12 protein-coding genes are annotated in these 20,945 nt (G+C 45.6%); 4 read left to right on the plus strand and 8 right to left on the minus strand.

Annotation, left to right across the window (positions count from 1 at the left end):
* Positions 1-33 precede the first annotated feature (33 nt).
* Entirely contained in the window at positions 34-2,931 is a 2,898-nt protein-coding gene (locus EKN16_RS21690; RefSeq protein WP_232015921.1) for a family 78 glycoside hydrolase catalytic domain, read from the minus strand.
* A gap of 434 nt (positions 2,932-3,365) precedes the next feature.
* On the opposite strand from EKN16_RS21690, the gene EKN16_RS32415 reads away from it, so the two are divergent.
* Positions 3,366-3,533 carry a hypothetical protein gene (locus EKN16_RS32415; RefSeq protein ID WP_164522929.1) on the plus strand — a complete coding sequence of 56 codons (168 nt, stop codon included), beginning with the start codon at positions 3,366-3,368 and terminating at the stop codon, positions 3,531-3,533.
* A gap of 215 nt (positions 3,534-3,748) precedes the next feature.
* On the opposite strand, the gene EKN16_RS21695 is transcribed toward EKN16_RS32415, so the two are convergent.
* Positions 3,749-8,536, minus strand: a complete 4,788-nt coding sequence (locus tag EKN16_RS21695; RefSeq protein ID WP_164522930.1) for a M4 family metallopeptidase — start codon at positions 8,534-8,536, stop codon at positions 3,749-3,751.
* Positions 8,537-8,971: 435 nt separating this feature from the next.
* The gene (locus tag EKN16_RS21700; RefSeq protein ID WP_164522931.1) at positions 8,972-12,217 is read right to left on the minus strand and encodes a S8 family serine peptidase; all 3,246 of its coding nucleotides are present in this window, start codon (positions 12,215-12,217) and stop codon (positions 8,972-8,974) included.
* A 500-nt stretch (positions 12,218-12,717) separates the two neighbouring features.
* On the opposite strand from EKN16_RS21700, the gene EKN16_RS21705 reads away from it, so the two are divergent.
* From EKN16_RS21705 to EKN16_RS21715, 3 genes are all read left to right on the plus strand, one after another.
* Positions 12,718-12,981: an AbrB/MazE/SpoVT family DNA-binding domain-containing protein gene (locus tag EKN16_RS21705; protein ID WP_125662087.1), complete on the plus strand. Its 264-nt coding sequence runs from the start codon at positions 12,718-12,720 to the stop codon at positions 12,979-12,981.
* Positions 12,978-13,400, plus strand: a complete 423-nt coding sequence (locus tag EKN16_RS21710; protein WP_125662090.1) for a type II toxin-antitoxin system death-on-curing family toxin — start codon at positions 12,978-12,980, stop codon at positions 13,398-13,400. The genes EKN16_RS21705 and EKN16_RS21710 overlap by 4 nt, the downstream gene beginning before the upstream one ends.
* A gap of 155 nt (positions 13,401-13,555) precedes the next feature.
* Positions 13,556-14,122, plus strand: a complete 567-nt coding sequence (locus tag EKN16_RS21715) for a Fic family protein (protein WP_232015923.1) — start codon at positions 13,556-13,558, stop codon at positions 14,120-14,122.
* 265 nt (positions 14,123-14,387) lie between these two features.
* Here EKN16_RS21715 and EKN16_RS21720 read toward each other — a convergent pair whose 3' ends face one another.
* The 5 genes from EKN16_RS21720 to EKN16_RS21740 all read right to left on the minus strand — a co-directional run bounded on the left by EKN16_RS21720 (position 14,388) and on the right by EKN16_RS21740 (position 20,918).
* A complete protein-coding gene (locus EKN16_RS21720) occupies positions 14,388-15,383 on the minus strand; it encodes a FecCD family ABC transporter permease (protein ID WP_125662093.1) in 996 nt (331 codons plus the stop codon).
* A complete protein-coding gene (locus tag EKN16_RS21725; protein WP_125662095.1) occupies positions 15,384-16,403 on the minus strand; it encodes a FecCD family ABC transporter permease in 1,020 nt (339 codons plus the stop codon).
* A 4-nt stretch (positions 16,404-16,407) separates the two neighbouring features.
* Positions 16,408-17,418, minus strand: coding sequence for an ABC transporter substrate-binding protein (locus EKN16_RS21730; protein WP_125662098.1), 1,011 nt, complete (start codon positions 17,416-17,418; stop codon positions 16,408-16,410).
* A gap of 146 nt (positions 17,419-17,564) precedes the next feature.
* Positions 17,565-19,178: a helix-turn-helix domain-containing protein gene (locus EKN16_RS21735; protein ID WP_125662101.1), complete on the minus strand. Its 1,614-nt coding sequence runs from the start codon at positions 19,176-19,178 to the stop codon at positions 17,565-17,567.
* A gap of 261 nt (positions 19,179-19,439) precedes the next feature.
* Entirely contained in the window at positions 19,440-20,918 is a 1,479-nt protein-coding gene (locus tag EKN16_RS21740; RefSeq protein ID WP_232015925.1) for a rhamnulokinase, read from the minus strand.
* Between the last annotated feature and the right edge of the window lie 27 nt (positions 20,919-20,945).

The following is a 20,945-nucleotide window of genomic DNA, read 5'->3' on the forward strand; positions in this document are numbered from 1 at the left end:
TGCGGCCGGCTTCATCAAATTTCGAATCGTTAGTTAAATATCAAAACGCTCTATGACGCCTTCGTACCCTGTCGGCAATTTGATCGTTGCTTGCACATTTCTCGGTAACCACACTTGCAAATGGATCGTGTTGTCTCCCATGATCCGCCAACTTACGTCGATTCTCCCTTGGGAAGGATGAGGCACGCTCCCTCTGGCCCATGATAAGCCAGCTACTTGGGGTTCGATTATGATCTCTTCCCAACCGAGAGCACCAGGCCTTACTCCAAGTATATATGCGCCTAGGAAATACCCCGGGGCTGCGGACCAAGCATGACAATGACTACGGGTCGGCATGTTGGGATTTGCCCGGTTTACCGCGAAGTTCGGGTACATCTCCCAGCATGTCGTAGCTCCCATATCAACCATCTGTCCATAATTACGGCGCATGTCGTCCAGCATGTGCCCGAACTCTCCCATATGGACTAAAGCCTCATAATAGAAGAAGGCCATAAACGGGCTGCCGATTTGAACGAAGGTTTCCGGCGGTTTGTTAATATGCCGCTTAATGGCGGCTTCGCGCTCCACATCCGCTGATCTGCATAAATAGGCAACGACCTGGGTTTGTATGCTGAAGCTCTCCGAATATCGACCGTCCTCATAAATGCAATCGAAATAAGCTTGATGATCATCCGACCACAAATAGCGGTTAATCGACTCGCGCAGCTTGCTTGCAGCAGATTCATATGTGATAGCCCCTTCCTCATCGCCGACGAGCCTAGCAAGTCCGGCGGAGCTAAGCAGCGTTTGGAACAGAAAGAGATTTTGATGCGTCACAACCCCATTGTCGGGCTGCTCGATCGGGGCCCAATCCAGCAAATTCCAACCTTTAATAAATAACAGTCCGCGCTCATCCCGCTTTTCTAAGTAATGGTCCAGGGTGTAGCGAATATGAGGCCACATTTCATCCGCGAAAGCGAGATCGCCCGTATGGTCGACGAATTCTTTACAAGCTTGCGCCCAGAAGAACGTCCAATTCGGGATGACGCTGCTCCAACCGCTAGGCACTTGATCGGCATACAAGGGCGTTTGCCGCTTCGAGCCCGGCACCAGACGAAGGCATCTCTCCACGATATCTATGGCCCCGAACGTGTAATAATTGATTAATGCTTCGTTCCGGCTATCTCCCACCCAAAATACTTGTTCGTATGCCGGGCAGTCGACGAAGGTATCCTCCATGCACAGCTTGGTCGTATGCCGGCTAATTTGCCAAATATCGTTCAGCATGGAATCCGAGCATTGGAAACGGCCGATATCGGCAACCGGATAATGGCTTTGACGCATCTGCACCTTGTAGAGTTTCAACGGGAATTGTGCATGGCGAACCGTCACCATTAAATAACGCAATCCGCGCCGGATCGGCGACACATAAGATTGGCGGCCTTCGAAGCAAATATAGCGCAGGGTGTTATCCAAGTCGTAAGTATCTTGTCGATAACCGTCCCGCATATATTCGAATCCGTAAAAGTCGATGACCGTTCCTTCAGCCGCCTCCAGTTCAAAAGCAATATAACCAGATAATTCAGTGCCAAAGTCGATGATTAACTCCGTGTCGGCACCCTCATATCGTGGAATAACTGCAGGCTCAGGATTGGAAGTAACGGCATGCTGCACGCTGTACGGTATAGGCAGTGACATTTTATTATTTTTCCAAATACAAGCTACGAATACATTATCTCGACTGATCAGTGCATTGGAAATCGGCTTAACCCACTGCAAACACTTCTTTAGATCCGCTGCTGCCGATAAATCCTGTAGATGCAAGTAAGTTTCGTTGTTTAGAGATAATGGACGCACGGGTTGATGATCGATTATTTCATTGAGGTCGAAGGGTCCAATACTTATAAAAGGTGAATCATCTATTCCGGCTTCATCAATCGGAGAAATCAACTCAAAAGATGCACCGCTATCTATACCGAGCTGCAAGTTCCTTCCATGGTCAGACTCGTTGGTGACATCAAGCAATAGGAAGTTATCTCCTGGCTGCAGCTCGATATCGATATATTTTTCCGGGGCTGTTCCCGTAAAGGAAGCCTTGTCGATTCGGATGCCGTTTATGCTTATAGAAGGGAGATGGGAGGTCGCATTCGGAAAACCCAATGTCGCGATTGTGGTAGTCTTCACGCGAATGATTGTAGCTATATAACCGATGTAACCAATTGGATTGCAATGGTTTATGCTGTCAGCGTCCATTTGATTGCGAACATCAATACTGGTGGTCCAACTGATCGGATTAACTTTATGCAGCGCCTCCACCCTTGCGGGATATACGGCTTCTTCGGAAAGCAGTGGAATGTCCCGCGCTTTAAGCTCAGTCCACGGTTCAGTTCCAGCTTCTCCAATGATTCTCGCGGCAGGCCATGCCGAATCGTCATACGAAGGATCCCACCAGGATGAATCCCACAATCGCGCATCGATTCGTTCAGCGAATGCTTGCTGACAAGACATACGCGGCGAACGGGAGTCCTGGCCGAGATAGCGGGAGGTTTTCCAAGTAGAATCTGTTGCTATGGTTTGCAGTACTTTATTGCCCTCATACCATTCTAGCTGTGTAATCAGTCCTCCCCGCCCCCGCAAATAGTAGAAGGTAGAGACCCCAAAATGCATGACGAGCACGGCGATCGTATTTTCCTGCCCAGATTTGATCAAATAACCGATATCGTAAGTATCATAGGATTGCTCAGACGTCCAAGAACGCGCGGGTCCGCGTCCCACCCATTCCCCATTGACATAAAGCACGTACCGGGAGTCGGCCGTAATGCTCAGACGGACTCCCTTATGACTTCCCTCAGCAGCATAAAATGTCTTACGGAAGCACCACCATTCGTTACGAGGGCTCGCTTCCCCATCGTTCCAAATCCAGTGCGCTCGCCATCGCACATTCATATCCATCTATGACTTCATTCCTCTCTGCGCAAATGTTAAGAAACTTTAGAGTCAGCCTTTCACACTACCTCGGTATGGACCTGAACGAACAGCCAGTTCTTCCGTGAATTTTCTAGAATGTACGTGCGAATATCAGTGGTTTTCATGCAACGATAACCGCCTGTTTGGTTTAGCTGTAACGTAACATGCGCGTTTTATATGCACAAGATGTCTAACTTGTATACATTAGATTATGATTTTCTAAACAAACTCAACATGCTTCACGATCAAGTCTACGGTTAGCGCCGAATCACTGCCCGCCAATGCATCCCTGATCAATCAATGCTCTTCCATGCTGCCCCACAGACGCTTCTTGTTCCTAATGAATGTCGTTCTAACTGCCATCAAGAATTTGTCTTGAATGCGGGACATGACGTCTGAAGACTAGAGTTAGCGATCTGTTGGAGCTTATCGCATCACTGGAATTATTCGCTGTAAACAGCATTTGGATTTCGTTGCAGCATGAAGATCTCATTGCGTATTCGAATAACAAGGAAGAAGCTTTTTGCCATACAAAGCAAGCCAGACAGAACCGCGGAGCGGATGTGCCTGGCTTGCTTATTTTCTAGGCGCTTAGGAGGCAGCCAACAAAATCGACACGCGGTCGAGGGCTGCCGTCCTCTTTACAACTTGAAGAGCCGTGGAAATTGGAAAACCTATCTTCAATCTGCGTCAGCATATCATGGTAAACAGAAGACGTAAAAGGGTCCCTGGTCGCTTTGAACGACAAGCCCGATCACGTCTTTTCGTGCTTCAAATGCTTAACGGAACGTTTCAAGAATGTTTATTTATCTATGAAATGTAAATAATCTAACATTTTTTTCAAAATGACCGCCACCTCGGCACGCGTCACCTTCGCTTTCGGCTTAAAGTCTTCCGACTTGTTCGCCAAGTATATACCTGCGTCGATGTTTTGAAGGATTGCCGTCTTCGCCCATCCGGATATTCGGTTCCCGTCCGCGAATGGAGCCGTCTGTTTCGCAATCAATTCGGTCAAATTTATTTTTTTGCCGGCGAACGAAATCCCCCTGGAAACCATAACCGCCATCTCTTCGCGCGTGATCGTCGCGTTCGGATCGAAGAGTGTGCTGCTCTTGCCGTTAATAATGCCAGCCTTGACGGCTGCGTTAACGGAAGGAGCAAACCAATGCGTATCCTTCACATCGGTAAACTTAGATACGCTAATTGTTGCATCAAGTCCCAACGCTCTTGTAAGCAATGCGGCAAACTCCGCGCGGGTAATCGACTTATCCGGCGAGAACGTCGTAGCACTCGTGCCTTTAATCATCAGTGCGGACGCGAGCGTTTCGATTTCACTCTTTGCCGTATGGTTCTGAATATCCGTGAACGTAACTTTCCTCGCCTCCACGACTCCGTACAAGCTGGCGTGCGGAGCGGAGATGACAATTGTTGTTTTTCCGTTCTCTACTTTAAGCGTAGCAGGAATAAACTGAGCTTCACCGGTTTTCGGATCGATGATGACCGCTAACAATCGCTTGTTGCCGTCCGTTTCAGAAACGACGATCGATCTCGGAACATAGGTGCTTCCGAAATCGGTAATTTCAACCGACTTCCCGCCCGCTTCGGCGAATACTTTAAAGTCGACGATGCTTATGAACGTTAAACCCTGCGATGCTCCATGGTTTCTGATCATTTGCTCCTCGGCTTTCGAAGGGGCGGATAGGGATATCCTGAGCGTAACCTTGTCGATGCTTTCGCCCGTTTTCCACGCCAAGTCACCGAAATTAAGAGCTTTTAAAGGCAAGTCAAAGCTGGTATGCTCCGTCTGAATGGAAATGATGGCGTCATTGTGCTTTTGGGATGCTTTCACCAACGTTCCTGCAGGCAATTCGACGCTCGTCTTATCGGCGGACTTGTTGGCCTTCAAGATAATCGTCTTCGAACCGGAATCGGCATCGTCCATCGCGTTAAATGCTTTCTCCAGATCCAAGGATTCCACCGTGATCGTCATGTTCTTCGTGCCGTCTTGCGAAAGTACAGTTTTGATATTGTTCTCGTTCGGGCTCAGATGCACACCCTCGTCGTCGATAAATAGTCCAGGCACATCTTCTTTCGGCAATGTCGGTGGTATAATCGGCGGAACACCACCGCCACCTCCTCCTCCAGATGGGGGATTCGTTTGCGCCGTACTTTGCGTTACAAGGAAAGTGTCACTGACCGTATGACGATTGCCATCGTTCGCCGTAACCCGGATTGCCGCCGTTCCTATCGCCATCGTCTTCACCCTTAACGTATTGCCGACGACTTTGACCGAAGCGACCTGCCTTGAGTTCGAGCTAGCGGAAAATCTTAACGGATCACCGTCCGGATCTGTGAATACACCTGATAATGGAATAATTATTTCTTGGCCTATACTCGCTGCATTCTGATTTGCGATCGGATTGGAGACGGCCGAAGCTTGGTTTGGCGGTTTAACCGTAACCGCAAACAAGGCAGTCGTCGTATGTCCATGACCGTCGTCTGCTATCAAAGTGACGATTGCCGTGCCAACCGACACAGGATGAATGCGCACCTCTTTATCGACAACGTTCACGATGGCTTTGTCCGAAGCGTCCGATTCCACCGTAATAGTTAAAGCATCACCGTCCGGATCCTTAAACGCGTCCGCTAGCGGAACGTTCAAGTCGCTGCCGACGTACGCGATTTGCCCAGCAACGCTCTTAAAAACCTTTGGAGCCTGATTAGGCGGAGGAGAGATGGTCACGTAAAAGCGATCTTGCACGTAATGCCCCCATCCGTCATGTGCATTTACTAAGATTTCGACTCTGCCAGCTGCAATAGGATGAATGACAAGGGGATCACCCATTTGCGAGACTGTAGCTAGTCTCGTATCTCCTGAGTAGGTCTCATATACGAAAGTATCGTTAATATCCTGATCCTCGAAAGTACCACTCAAAGGCACGACGATGTCTGCTCCACCGGCGATCGCGGTTCGGTCTGCGATCTCTTCTTTAAGCGTAGGCGCATGCTTACCCGCTGACAAAGTATAGGTCGCCAAAGCGATCGAGTCTCCTGCATCTTTCCCGCCGGTTGTGACCAGCTTGAATTTGTAGAGCCTATCCGGCGACAATCCGGTAATGGTCGCGTTCGTACTGCTGCCGTCAAGCGCAGCTGACGTCGCCGATGGACTCCAAGTTACTTCTTCGTCCGTGGATTGGAAGAGTTGAAATTGCGTCGCGTCGCTTAGGCTCGGCCATTCGAACGAAGCTGTTGTCTCTGTAATATCCGTCATCCTTAATGCCGATTTCATATCGATTACCATGTCGTTCTTGTAGTAATTGGCTACCTGATACTCATAACTGTTATGGAATGCACTATCCATGAATCGAATCGAGAAGTCTCTTACGTCATCGCGATTCGTATGATGGACGGCTTCTCCCAAAAACCATAGCTTCAACTTTTGGCCTACGAGCATGGAATGCGGAACTAATCCTTCTGGAACGGGCGATACGATCGCTTTACCCGTTTGTAAGAAGTCTTCTCCATCCACTCCCTGAAACGTATCGTTATGAAGCTCAATTTCTACCTCGCTCGCGATTTGCCCAATATCCACATTTACTTCATAGAAGTTCCATTCGGGATGAACCCAATTCGCCCACTTATAGGTCAAATACGGGGCAGAATCATAGACGTATACATTCCATTCGACGCTCGTTCCCCCGGAATTGACTTTATAAAGGCCAGTTTGATCGGAATAATCCGAATCAACCGCCGTTAGCGTGGCGCCGGAAGTAACCGTGATGGTAGGATTAAACGTTTCAGGCGAAGACGCATTTACGTAAATTTCGTTCGAATTCGCTTCGATCCACACCGATGCGACGCCGTTAGCCTGCAAAGACGTAATCTCATGCCTTGACCCATATGGCAATCCAACGGCAGTCCATGCGTCTTTTACCTTTTGCACGATTCCTTGCGTTCCGCTATGCTCGGAGGCGTAATCTTCTGCTGCCGACACGAAAGCGTCTCTCGCGTCTTCGAAGTTCGAATTTGGCATCAGTCGGTTCGTCAGCACGTCATAACTTAGTTGACCTAAAATATCTTTGCCGTTCAGTCCGATCGTATCGATGCCCGTCGCGGTCAAGTATGCCGCATGGTTGGGAATTCCGCTATTGATATGGACTCCGCCTTCGTCGATTTCCCGATTAACGTACTTGAAATCGTTCATCGTCGCAGGTTGATTGAAACGTCTCGGGTCCGCCATATCCCTGAAGATGGATCCCGTATCTTCTCCGATTGTCCAATTGTTCGGGGTTTGTTCGAAATTCATCTCGATCAACGAGCCGAAAATGTCCGAGAACGATTCGTTTAGCGCACCCGATTGATGCCGATACTCTAAATCCGATGAATATTGCGTAATACCATGCACCATCTCGTGGCCAATGACATCCAAAGAACACGAGTAACAGCTGCCGTCTCCATAGATCATCATGGCTCCGTTCCAAAAAGCGTTATCGTAAACATCCGGAGTTCCGTCATCATTCGCATCTTCCGTATAATGTACGAGAGAGAGAATATCCATTCCATTTCCGTCTATGCTATTGCGATTAAATTTCTTCTGAAAATATTCGTATACGACCCCGCTGTAGAAATGGGCATTGACTTCGTCTTCATCGATGAAGGAAACGTCCTTACCCGGCACCGTTACCGGCGGTCCCCAATCCCCCGCGTCGAAGGTGACGATTTCTCCCGTTTTCGTGTCGTTCTTGTACATATCCCGAGCTCGATCTTCCAGCATATAAATATCGTTTTCTGAATCCGCGTCGTTCAGATCATCAAGAACGACGTTCAATCGTCGTTCCGTATCATTCTGGCCGACTCCCGTTATCAATGCGGGCGCGGCATTTTCGGCCATCCGGTCATACTTGTCTATAATTTCCCCGTTATTCGCGTCAACGTATGCGATCCAATCGCCGGCCGCTGGCTCGAGATAACTCAATTCGGTTTCGTATGCCAAATAGCTTCTACCGTGAAAAGGATAGATCATCAATGTCGAGGCAGGCGGGTTCGTCAGTTGTTTGCCATCGATGACATTTTTCGATTGGATTTCGAATCCGAGCGTTTCCTCCAAATGCCTTCTCAATGCAGTTATCGCATCTTGAGAGGAAAGCTTCGGAGTCAATGTTTTGGGTATTGCCGGTACTGGGGATGCTGCAAGCTGGTTGCGAATTTCCGTCACTCTTTTAGATTTGTTAAGATGAACCCTTATGTATTTGCCATATACGGGAATTCCGCCTTCTTGAAGCTGGTACAAGTAGTGCGTCCGTCCGGCGGGATCAACCGTTTTCTGCTTTAGCGTCAATTGGTTAGCCGGGTCTGAAACTCCGATCGTCTTTTTGTTAGAGGTCAGAAATTGGAGTACGGATTGATCGTTTCCCAGAGGAGCCGATAACTCCCCTTTGATGCTTGATTGAACTTGATTGCCCTCAATAAAATTTTGTGCCGATTGCGCATCGCTAGCTGCTGCTAACTCTCCGCCGCACAAACCGAGTGCCAATTGCAATACCATAAATAAACGTAATGATTTCTTGCCGATGTCCCTCGAACGATTCAAGAATGAGTCCCCCATAAAATAGAATAATTGAAATAGCAAGAAGAAAATCTCGCTTTAATAATGATATTTCATATTTTCTCATATATTGGTTATTGATGGAATAGTCTATCACATAATAATCCAATTTAGATTACAGCTCCACTGTCCTCCGCGCTATTTTAGTTGCGTATACAAGCATAATTCCAAATTATTGAGGTTGAAGTTATTTATTTTGAATGCCACGGAGACTTCTATCTTGCTCCCCGATTCTTTCCACACAAAAACCCGACCGCAAGAGGTCGGGTTTTTGTGTGGTGGAGGCGAACCGTGGCTATTCAAAACCACAATTCGCCGCCGCATTTTGCTCAAGAGTTTCGGAAAAGTCGCTTAATCATCGTCCCGAGTGACGATAAGAAATCTCCACTAACCTCAGAGTGATTCTAGCTATTATAGCTATTACTTCGACCCGAGAACTTTCACCGTACACATCGCTTTTATTCTTCCATCCATTGTGGAAACCGTAATTGTCGTGATTCCAGGTGATTGGGGAGTAATAATACCATCTTGATTGACATAGGCAATCGATGAATGACTACTTTTCCAAATTAGCTGTTGGAGCGGTGCGTCCGCAGGCTCTTTGTTGACGATTAATCGCGTCGGCTCCTGCGTGGATTTTAGAACAAGATAGTTACTGCTTAATGTGAGCTGCTGTATCGCTTTCGCAAAATGAATGGTGCCGTCTGTAACTACTATTTTATAACGAATCGTAACAGATCCAGTTTGAAGATCGGAAGCAGTAATTTCAATGGGATAGATGCCAGTTGAGTTTCCGTCAAAATAATAAACCCCATCTTGGATATACCCTGCACTGACTTTATATTGAATCGCATCTCCATCAGGATCTTGGAAATAATCGGCGAGTTGAAGTTGAAACTGTTGATACATGAGCACGCTTTGATCCCCTGGTGATTTAACAATAACTGGTTTATGATTAGGTCTCGTGCTGTCATTTATAAACCTGCCGGATTTCAAGGTTACGTTTTGACGATATTGCTTAAGAGGGTACACATCATTTACATTCTTTAACGTCATTACATATTGTCCGTCAGGTAAAACCTTCGAAAACTGAAACTTATTATTCCCGTCGACCGTTGTGCTGTACTGTGTGCCCGTCTTCGTGTTTGTTAACACCACCGTTGTCAAAAACTCATGCAGCTTTGGCAGCGGCAAGGACTCCACCGGCAAAGCCTGCTGCGGTGCTTTCGCTGCCACTGTTGAATACGTATCATTCATTGGATTCATGAATTCCCTCTCATTTAGCACAAGAACGTTTCCATAAGTATCTGTAATCCGGACCTCACCGGCGGCTCGAAGAGAATAGTCCAATATCGTTTGGGCGGATAACGACCCGCCGTACTTGATATCGATCTTCGGTGTCTGCTCAGACAAATACTGATCACGGAAAAACATAACATTTTTCATATCCGCACCAGATTTGACCGTTTTCCACAACCTGAAACGATACATTCCATTCCTCATGAATGTCTGATTACTTCCTTCCGACAGGAGCGTGCCTGACGTAAGCACGAATTCATTGCCTTTCAGAAAAATATCCATTGTTGCATGATTATCGCTATTCAACGAGTTCGTTATCCCTTTTTCTCCAACCACATTCACAACAGAAGCTTCATCATCCTCTAAGCTCACGTTCGTAAGGCCTGTTCCCGCCAAAGTATATGCCGAGAAAAAATTATATCCACCGAATTGAATTTTATGTTTCCCCTCATCCACATACAGTACCGCATCTTCCTTTAGTCTAAATTCTTTGATATAAGGCCCTTGAATATAGACGCCATGAACGGATGGAATAATACTGGCCGCATAAACGCCGCCAGCGGTATCGTTCATTCGCTCCGAGCTTTCAGGATAATCAAAAGTCACTTTCTGCAGCTTCTCTGGTTTGAATATCTTAGTTCCGGTGGAAGCAATCTCTCGTATATAGACAGGAAAATCCTTTTCGCTTGCATTCACCGCGACAGCTAGGATGTAATCATATTTCTTTAGCAGCACTCTTAGATCCAAATTCGTTCGTGCTTTTCCGTCTCCTTTGGCATAAACCCATTCAAAATTTTCATTTGATTTCCCTTTAATACCAAAGAGTTGAATATTGAAAAATTTCATAGGCTCCCCGTGGATATCCAAAGCCTCGAAGCTGGTGTTATACTGGATAACCTGAACCGGAATCGTAGCGGATTTCATATGACTACCCGCTCCAACCTGTACATTTAGTTGATAGGTTCCAGGCGATATTCCGACGAGATTCACGATATCGGATTGAAACCCGTTTGATTTGACGATCCGGTTGACAACCACCTTATTATTGAGCGAAATTACCAGTTTGTCATTCACATGATCGTTAATGATCGTTTTAACGGTTAACGCTTCATTTTGTTTGGAGTTCTCATTCGGACTGATCAGTTTGAACTCTTCATTAACGTTTTTAAAGCGTGCAAGATTGACCACGCCTTCCCCGAAAGCGTCATCCCTTCCTGCCAGTCCTAGGTCATCTGTATTTTGCTTGAGTAAAAATTCGATTTCTTGCAGGCTGCGTTTTGGATTGTCCAACAGGAGTAAAGAGGCTGAGGCGCTCACGAAAGGCGCAGCCATGGAAGTGCCGCTCAGCTTCCCTTTTCGATTACCCGGCAGAGTGCTCTCAATGTCTTCACCAGGAGCTGTTAAATCCACTGATTCCCCGTAGTTGGAGAAACTCGCCAAATCATCCGATTGGTTAAGTGCCGACACAACGATAATTTCCTCTTTGCTTGCAGGGAAGTAGTCCTTTGTATCATTGCTGTCATTGCCGGCTGCTCCGACGACCAAGACACCCTTCTTCAATGCATAATCAATTGCCTCATCCATATAGGGGGAATATCCAGGCCCGCCCAGACTGAGATTGATGATGTTTGCTCCATGATCAGCCGCATAAATAATGCCTTTCGCGATATCAGAATCCAATCCTGACCCATCAGGCCCGCTGCCTAAAACCCGGATAGGCATAATCCTAACGTTATCAGGTGTGGATTGGACAATTATCCCTGCGACATGAGTGCCATGATAACTCCATAAACTTTCCATGGGATCCGAATCGTTATCCACAAAATCATACCCCGGCAGCACTCTGTCTTTTAGAAACAGATGATTATAATCAACCCCGGTATCCACCACCGCAATAACAATTCTTGTATCGCTGCTTGATTGAAGTTGATGCGCAAACTGCCGCATTCCGTTACGTTCTATTCCCCATGAAGTAATTTTCGAAACGTCTTCGTCCGCTGCATACCTCAAGTGATCTACTTGGACAAAGACCAGTTCATTGGCGTCTCTGTAGCCTTTGATCGTCTGGGATAAAAGCATGGTATCCAGTTGATGAACAGGAAACGACTGATTCCAATTTAATTGCCCTGGTGAGGAAGGGGCCTTATCATAAAATTGCTGAAACTTGTTATACGCTATGCTTTCATATGTATAATCCTGATCACCTTTATTTTTATACTTCAATACTACTCGCTGTTCCTGAGTATTTCTTTGCTCATCCTTCGCATAAACTTGGTTGCCACTTTTTACGCCATAGAAAGGAATAACTATTAAACCAATGATTGCAGTAAATATTAAGAAGACTTTTTTGTACACCTTACGATTCATTGAGGCTCTCCTAATTAACATATTTTAGAACATTGTATTTACAAGATTATAGCAAAACCACGGTATTATAGAGCAGGTAAAGCGTATACGTTCTACGATGCTAACTCCAAAACTTTCTATTATTAGGATAAATGTACATCTAGGAAGTTGCAATAGCTATGCAGAAAAGCTGATTGTCCGCAAAGATCAGGTAAAGATGATCATCTCTAGCACTTTTCGAGTTTTTTAATCGCTTTTCAGCGCCTGCAAAAGGTTGTCTGAAGCAACTCATCGACTTGATTGAGGATGTTGCTAAGAAAGCCAACAAGAAGATCACAGCACTCATTCAAACACAACTCCACCAATGGATTGCTGGTTTGCCCAGCTATATCAAGGGTTATCTGCCTATTTTAGGCTGCGAAAGTTGAGTACTCAAGAATTAAAAAAAGATTTCACTTCACAAAAGGATAATTGTATAATTGTTATAACAGTTGAATATTATAATTAAGATGGGAAATAGGATGGGTAAGGTGATTGAAATGGAGCGAAAAGTCACAAAGTTCGGTAATAGTTTAGGTATAACGATGACAGATGCACTAAAACAAATAGGTCTTGAATTGGGAGATACCGTTCAAATCGATGTAAATCAGACTAGCGGAGAAATCGTGATCAAAAAAGCAAACAAGGTCACACTACCTGCTGGAATAAGTGGTGACTTCATGGAAAGTCTAGCCGAAGTTATTAGTGAATATGATCAAACCTTAAGAGGATTAAAGGATAGATGACTGAGTCCCGTTATTTAACTTCCCAGGAAGTCATAGCCATTAACGTCGCAATGATACAGAGGTATAGCGTCGGGGAACATATTGGCGTAAAAAGCCCAGGTCTGCTCGAGTCTGCAGTATTTCGCTCACAATCATCAGCATTCGGTGAGGATGCCTACCCTTCTGTTTATGAAAAAGCCGCGGCTTTGTTTGAATCTCTCGGTCAAAACCATCCCTTTCAAAATGCAAATAAACGTACTGCTTTTACTGCTCTTGTAATTTTCTTACGGTATAATGGTTTGAGTTTTGTAATGGACACCAAGGCAGCGGAAGATTTCACAGTAGATATGGTCAATCATATTTACACCTTTAACGAGTTGGTAAGCATTATTGGCCAACATTCCGTCAGTCATAATAAGTCAGACAAAAAGAGCACCTAGCAAGGTGCTCTTTCTCATGAGTTGGTGGAGGTGAACCGTGGCTGTGTAAAACAACAATTCGATGGAAGTATGTCAGTTATCAGCCTCCAGCATTCAACGACGCCTCAACTTATGCAAGCTTATTTAATTGGCTTTGTACTAGTGTCACAGGGTATATGAACCCCTATGAAACGTCAAATGTTAATTTTGAAAAGAAGGTTCATCCTCTAATCATTTCTGGGGTCACTCATCACTTAATAGGTTACATCCATCCTTTTCCTGATGGTAATGGAAGAACTGCCCGAGCATTTTCTACCTTGGTTGGTTTAATACACAATGACCTTGCCACGATTAAGGATGCATTTAGTGTAGAAGAATTCTTCGATAAAAGAATAGAGGATTATTATGATACGCTGATGGCTGCAACTCAAGGCAACCTAAAACCATTCATTGTTTTTTATCTTGAGTGCGTTAACGCATCGCTTACTAAGGTTCTCAAAGAGCTGCAGCGTTACGATAGAATAAAACATATTCGTGAACTACTGGGTAGAGGGCATGCAAAAACAATGTTTGAATTGATTTGTAGAATGGATGACGGAGAGAGATTTCATAGACAATTGTTTGATGATACTCTAGAAGCTTCACCCTCAAGTATTGCCAAAAATATTGCAAAACTAAGAGATCTAAGCGTCATCAAACCGGGAGACGGACGTGGAGAATATATTGTTTGTATTGTGGATTAGCCTATACGAATGATTAAAGACTATAACAGTATTAAAAAGCACTGTTCCTCTAAACATTTGGGGACACAGTGCTCTTATTGTTGGCTCTAAGCCATAACCAGTGATTGCCATCACGAAACAAAAGCGAAGCGGACGGAATCGTTCTGAAGAAGCGATAGCGTTCGCCTTTGTCTCCTTATTTCTACCCCTAAGGGATAGAATCAAGAAATAGGGAGACAACAGCGATCGTAAGAATGATCCGTCCGCAAAGCGCGCTCTCAACGCACTATGCTTCGAGTTTACCTGCTATCCTACCCCTAAGCAGCAAATAAACAAAATAGGGCGCACCGATTAGCGATGTAATAATGCCTACAGGGATTTCTATCGGGGGCATCACAATACGTCCCACTGTATCGGCAAGAACAACTAAAACTGCCCCAAGCAAAGCTGAAGTCGGTAAGGTCAGACGGAAATCAGAGCCCACTAAAAGGCGTGCGAGATGAGGAATTACCAGACCGATAAAACCGATGTTGCCCGCAACTGCTACCGCGCTCCCAGCTAATGCGACCGAGATAATAATCATGAGCAGCCTCACTTGATTAATTCTTGAACCCAACCCCAGTACCATCTCTTCGCTTAATAAAAGTACATTTAACTGGCGGTAACTGAGCAGCGCCAATATTGTACCTATAACTGTCCAAGGCCACAATAGCCCCACATGTTCCCAAGTGCGTGCATATAAGCTGCCTTTGAGCCAAACGAGTGCTTGTGCCGCAGACGGCGCGTATTTGACAATAAATAACGTGATAAGGGCCTGCAAGCCGCTGCTTACAGCCACTCCGCATAGTGCAAGGCGGTCAGGTCTAATTCCTTTTTTGTAAGCTAATAAAAAAACAAGCAGACCTGCGCATATAGCTCCGCCAAACGCAAAGAATGGAAGCATGCTTTGTGAGAAACCAGGAATCGCTAGAATGAGGATGACCGTGGCTAATCCACCTCCGGCTGTTATCCCAATTACATCGGGCGCGGCAAGCGGGTTTCTTGTAACACCTTGCAGCATCGCTCCAGCTATCGCCATATTAATACCAATACATATTGCAATAATCAAGCGGGGCAGCCGATAGTCAAAAATAATACCATCACGCTGAGTAATCTCTTCCAATAACTGAGCAAAGGGAATGTTTACTGCCCCAAGACGCAAACTGAGCACGATAGCAATCAACAGGAGCAGACATCCGATAAGTATAGTCCATCTAAACCGACGAATATTCAGTTCATTCATCTAACCGTCCCCCATTTTTCGCCGCATCAGATAAAGAAAGAATGGGGTTCCCAGAAGAGCTGTAATAATACCAACGGGAATATCCGATGGGTACAAGAGCCATTGTCCGCTTATATCAGCAGCAAGAAGCAGATTCGCCCCTGCTAATGCTGATAAAGGAAACACAATACGATAGTCCGTTCCAACCAACGACCTCATCATATGCGGAACCATTAATCCTACGAATCCGATCGGTCCTGCTAGAGCAACCGCTCCGCCGACAATGAAAATAAGAATGAAAAAGGCGAATCTGCGGAGCCTCACCACATTTTGCCCTAATCCCATAGCAATTTCTTCACCTAGAGAAAAGATATTAAACGATCCTGCAAAGAATAAGATAAGCAGCGTACCCGGAACGACACAGAGTAGACTTAGCTTCACATCCATCCAATTCGCTCCTGACAGCTTCCCCGCCATCCAGTAGAGGATATCTGATAAATTATCCTCCTGGAGAATCAGCAATCCTGTCGTTAAAGAGCCCATGAATAAAGCGATAGAAACACCCGCCAGCAGCAGACGTGTTCCCGTAAAAGCTCCACGCTGAGACAGTATTAAGACAAGGCTTCCTCCAACTGCGGCACCAACAAAGCCAGCAATGAGAATGGTGACCGTTACACCCTTCAGTCCGAACAAAACCAAGGATAAAACAACAAAAAAGCATGCCCCTTGATTAATGCCAATGATCTCCGGATCAGATAGCGGATTCCTTGTAATACCTTGCAGCAGACATCCTGCTACAGCTAGTCCAGCACCGAGAATAATAGCCAGCACAACTCGCGGAAGCCTAACTTCCCAGACCTTATAAGATAATAAATTCGACTCATCCAAGTTCCACAAGTCCGAGAAATTGCTCCAGTTTAGTCCTTTCACACCAGAAAATGTACCCACACTTCCTAAAATAATGACGAGTATAAGCATTCCTACGAACAGATAGGGAGCAGACTTGGTCTGCCCCCGCATGCCCGATTGCAGTTGATTCACCGCTCTACCTCCGGGGTATATTATTATTACCGCCTGCCATTGTTTTCAAAGCTTGGTCAATAATGAGCTCTGCCGCACGTGGTCCGCGACCTTTAGACCAGAGATCCCGGCTCACTGTAATCGCCTTGTTCTCTTTAACAGCCTGCAAATTTTTATAAATCGGATTGTTCAGCCATTTCTCAGGCTCTCCATAAAGAAACAGATATTCAGGGTTATACTCACCTAGTCGCTCCAAACTAAGCTTGGCGATATCGGTCTTGCTTTCAGCAGCTGTATTATCCTTTGAACCATCAAATAAATAATTAACGCCAATCCCGCTAAGCAATGAACCGACGAAAGAGCTTTTAAGCCAGACGGTCGAATCATCTTCAAAGGCACCAACAACCAAAGCACTCGGAGCTGTCTTCATCTTTTCCTTGCCTTCCTTAATCTTCGCCTCAATGGTTTGAATGACCTTATCCCCTTGTTCCTTTTTACCAACAACATCGGCAAGAAGACCCAAGTTCGCAAGTACCATTTCGTAGTTATTGTCGTCAAAAGCAATGGTAGGTGCAATATCCGAAAGCTGATCCTTGATCATTTCGTGGCGATCCGGGTTCGCTAGGATGAGATCAGGTTTAACAGACTTGAGCACCTCCAGGTTCGGCTGCTTGGCTTGTCCTACATTCGTAATACCTTCTCCATTCACTTGATCCTTGAGATAATCAGGAAACCCCGACTCCCCTATTCCTACTGTGGCAATTGGCTTTATATCAAGAACACTTAGCATATCGATAAATGCATAGTCTAGCGCAACAATTTTTATAGGTGTTCCCTTAATTGTTGTTTCACCCCATACATGCTTGATTGTCTTCACTTGTGAAGAAGTTCCTGCATCTACAGCCGCTGGTGTCTCTCCATTCGAACTTCCTGCATTCGGACTGGCATTTTCTTTATTATTAGCACCACAACCAGCCAATAATAAAAGACCTGCAATCAACAAAATGGATATCACTGATGTTTTTACACGAAACATGGTTTGGACTCCTCCTGAAAGCTTCTCTGTTATTCACGCTCGCAATTAAGATTGAAAATCATTCTCAATTACCCGACTAACAGATTATATACGATCCCTTTCAAATAAACCATGAAGTATCTTGTTCCGTTTTTTGAAGCTTTTTGTTATTCGAACGCTTTATTGGTAGGAGCGAGCAAGCTGATGATATGATCAATCATCAGTTCATGACTTAGAGCTGAATAGTCGATCCAAGGATATGTATCAATTTGATGCCACTGAAAGCTGCGAACAGCCTTTAAGCCCTTCCATTCCGAGCTTGATTGTACCTGCTGCCATAGCTTCTGATCCTTTTTTGGGGATGAACACATAATAAAGATAAAGTCAGCCTCGTACTTAGGCAGCTCTTCGGGTAAAATGGTCTTCCTCCACTTAATTTCCTTCACTTCCTGTGGGGGAGTTATTTGAAGATCTTGATATAATACGCAGCCTATATTGCGATCCATGCCGTAAACCCTTAACTTACCCCCTACAATTCTCAGGATAAGCACTGTTTTCTCGCCGATCTGCGCCCTTATGCTTGCTTTGGCTTGCATCGCCTTCTTGTCGTAGCGGTACAGCCAGCCTTTGGCTTCCTTATGCTTGCCAATAATATTCGCAATCTGCAGAAATCGCTGGCGCCAATCCAGCTCCCAATAGGAAATGACAACCGTCGGGGCAATTAAGGATAAGTCTTTGTTCCTCTCCCCCCATTCACGATCACTAACAATAATGTCAGGCTCGAAACGAATTAGATCGTCTAGGCTATTCACAGAATCATAGGTCACAATGATGCGTGAATCCTTCAATTGATCCTTAAGATGAAAGTTCTCCCAGTCCGATATTCGGACAGATACATGAGGCGTCACCCCAAGGGCCAGCAGATCCCCATTAAAGGTATGCCGCATAATGGCGATTTTTTTGCGACTTATTTTCAAATAATTAGCTGGAGGATGACCCGTTTCTTTCTTGAACATTCGGCTAAAGTAGGATTCCTCTTTGTATCCAACTGCTTGTGCAATATCTTGAAAAGAACGGTTAGAGAGCACGAGCAATTCCTTGGCACGTTCAATTCTCAGCCTAGTGATGTAGGCTGTCGGGCTAACACCCTTAATCTTCTTGAACAAGCGAGAATAGTAACTGGGGCTAAACCCTGCCATCTCAGCCAAAAACTCTAGCGAAATCATTTTCATATAATCAGTCTTCAAATAGTTAAATGTACGTTCCATTCCTTTTACCACATCGTGCTTTTGCTCCAAAATCTCCTTCATGATCATATAGATAAATTCCATGAACAAGCTAGTTTGCCGATATTGCCGCAGATCGTCCTGTTCTCTAGCACTCTCATACAATTGTTCGAACAAACGGAGCACCTGTGAATGATTGTCGATATAAACCTCTCCCTCAATGGGAAAAGCAATTCCTTCTTCTTTATACAACTGCCACTTTCCGTTCGTTTGATATCGGCTCTTATAGGAATAGGATATCTTATAAAACTCCATTGGTTCTAGCGCATTCGACGTAACCTGAACTTTTTTCCCTTTCTGGAGAAAGAACGTTTTTCCAGCCTCAACAAGGTGGACTTCACCATTAATCTCTATGCTGCCCTTACCCTTGCTGACGAATATAATCTGATAGGTGGATACAAAATGCGAGTCCAGCTGCGTTTGGTCCGCACAAAGAGTATGCTCCACATGATAGATATGATAAATCATCTCATTTAACTGTTTAACTATTGTCATTTCCTAATCCTCCGCAGGCCGTTCAATTATCGATGGTGTTCCTGAGTATTATTATAACCATTCCCTGTGCCGATTTCTTATTGGAATCCATTGTATCCAATCAAAGTCTTACTGGGCTTGAGCTTTTGTGGCATGAAAAAAGAGTTCCTACCCCATCTCGAAGTGTTTAGTATCGCTACTTCACACGCAGAGATGGTTGGAACTCCAAAGGGAAACTGAATCATCCACCTATCTTGCCCACGGTTTCTGGGGATTATCTCGTCATCTTTCTGCTAGTTTTTTGTATCTCTCATATTTACTTCCCCACTCTTCCTTGCTTTGCGGTTCGTACGTAAGCGGCGAGAACGAATTTTTCACAACTTGCCTAAGTTCATTCAAATTCAATATTTCACCGTGCGCCATCGCCTGAACCAGCAGATTGCCCATCACTGTCGCCTCCACCGGCCCGGCTACGACCGGTTTTCCTACAGCATTCGCGGTCAGTTGGCAAAGCAAGTGATTATTGACACCACCGCCCAACATATGGATGATCTCTATTTTGTTCGGGAGCAGCAGTTCCAGTTCTTCTATGGTTTTCCTGTATTTTAGAGCCATGCTTTCAACCACGCAGCGAATGATTTCCGCCTTGCTTTGTGGAATCGGCTGATTGGTTCTTTGACAAAAAAGGCGGATGGCGTCGGGCATATGGCTCGGAAGAAGAAACAGATTATCGTCGGGATCGATATAACAATTCGAATTGGATATCGTACGAGCGAGATTCTGCATGGACTGATAACTCAAAGGCTCCCCCTCGTTCGCCCATTGCTTTCTGCACTCCTGCAGCAGCCAAAGCCCCATTATATTTTTAAGCACTCTGGTTTTGTTGTCCAAGCTCCCCTCGTTCGTAAATGAAAGCCTTTGGCTTAAAGGACTGTTGATCTGTTTACCGTTTTCAATGCCTACGATGGACCACGTACCGCAGCTGATATACGCATAGCGGCTGAACGATACGGGAATAGCTGCGACGGCCGATGCGGAGTCGTGTGAAGCTGTCAATACAACAGAAACCGGCCGCACATTTATTTCCGCACTTACCTTGTCTTGTAAAGGGGCCAGCACTGTCCCGGGCTGCCTGATTTCGGCGAAAAGGGACTCCGGAAAAGCAAGCCTATCAAGAACCTCCCTGGACCAATCGCCAGTAGTTGCATCCAGCATCCCGCTCGTACTCGCCACGGTATACTCCGTCGCCTTCTCTCCGGTCAAAAAATAATTGATCAAGTCCGGCATGAACAACATGCCGGACGCCTGCTTAAAGAGGGCCGCCTCCTGCGATTTGGTTGCATACAGCTGGAAGATCGTATTATACTGCCAAGGATAGTTACCGGTCATCCGATATAGCTCGTCTTTGGGAAGAAATTGGTAGACTTCTTCCGGGATATTCTCCGTTCTGGGGTCCCGATAATGGTGGGGATTTCCAAGCAGCCGTCCTCCCCAGTCTATAAAGCCGACATCGACTCCCCATGTGTCGATCGCCAGGGAAGATATTTCTGGGCCGCTGTACAGCCCCGCCTTCCCGATGCTTTGCTTGACCTCATGAAACAATCGCAAAAAGTCCCATAAAAAACAATTTCCAAGACTTACGGGCTCGTTCGAAAATCGATAAACCTCGTTCATCGTTAATCTCGATCCGTCAAATGCCCCCAACATCGCCCTGCCACCGCTAGCCCCAAGATCCAAAGCCAGCATATTCAAGCTGCTCACAGTCGGTATACCTCCTATAATGACACG

The organism is Paenibacillus baekrokdamisoli (assembly GCF_003945345.1).
GTDB classification, from domain to species: Bacteria; Bacillota; Bacilli; order Paenibacillales; family Paenibacillaceae; genus Paenibacillus_Z; species Paenibacillus_Z baekrokdamisoli.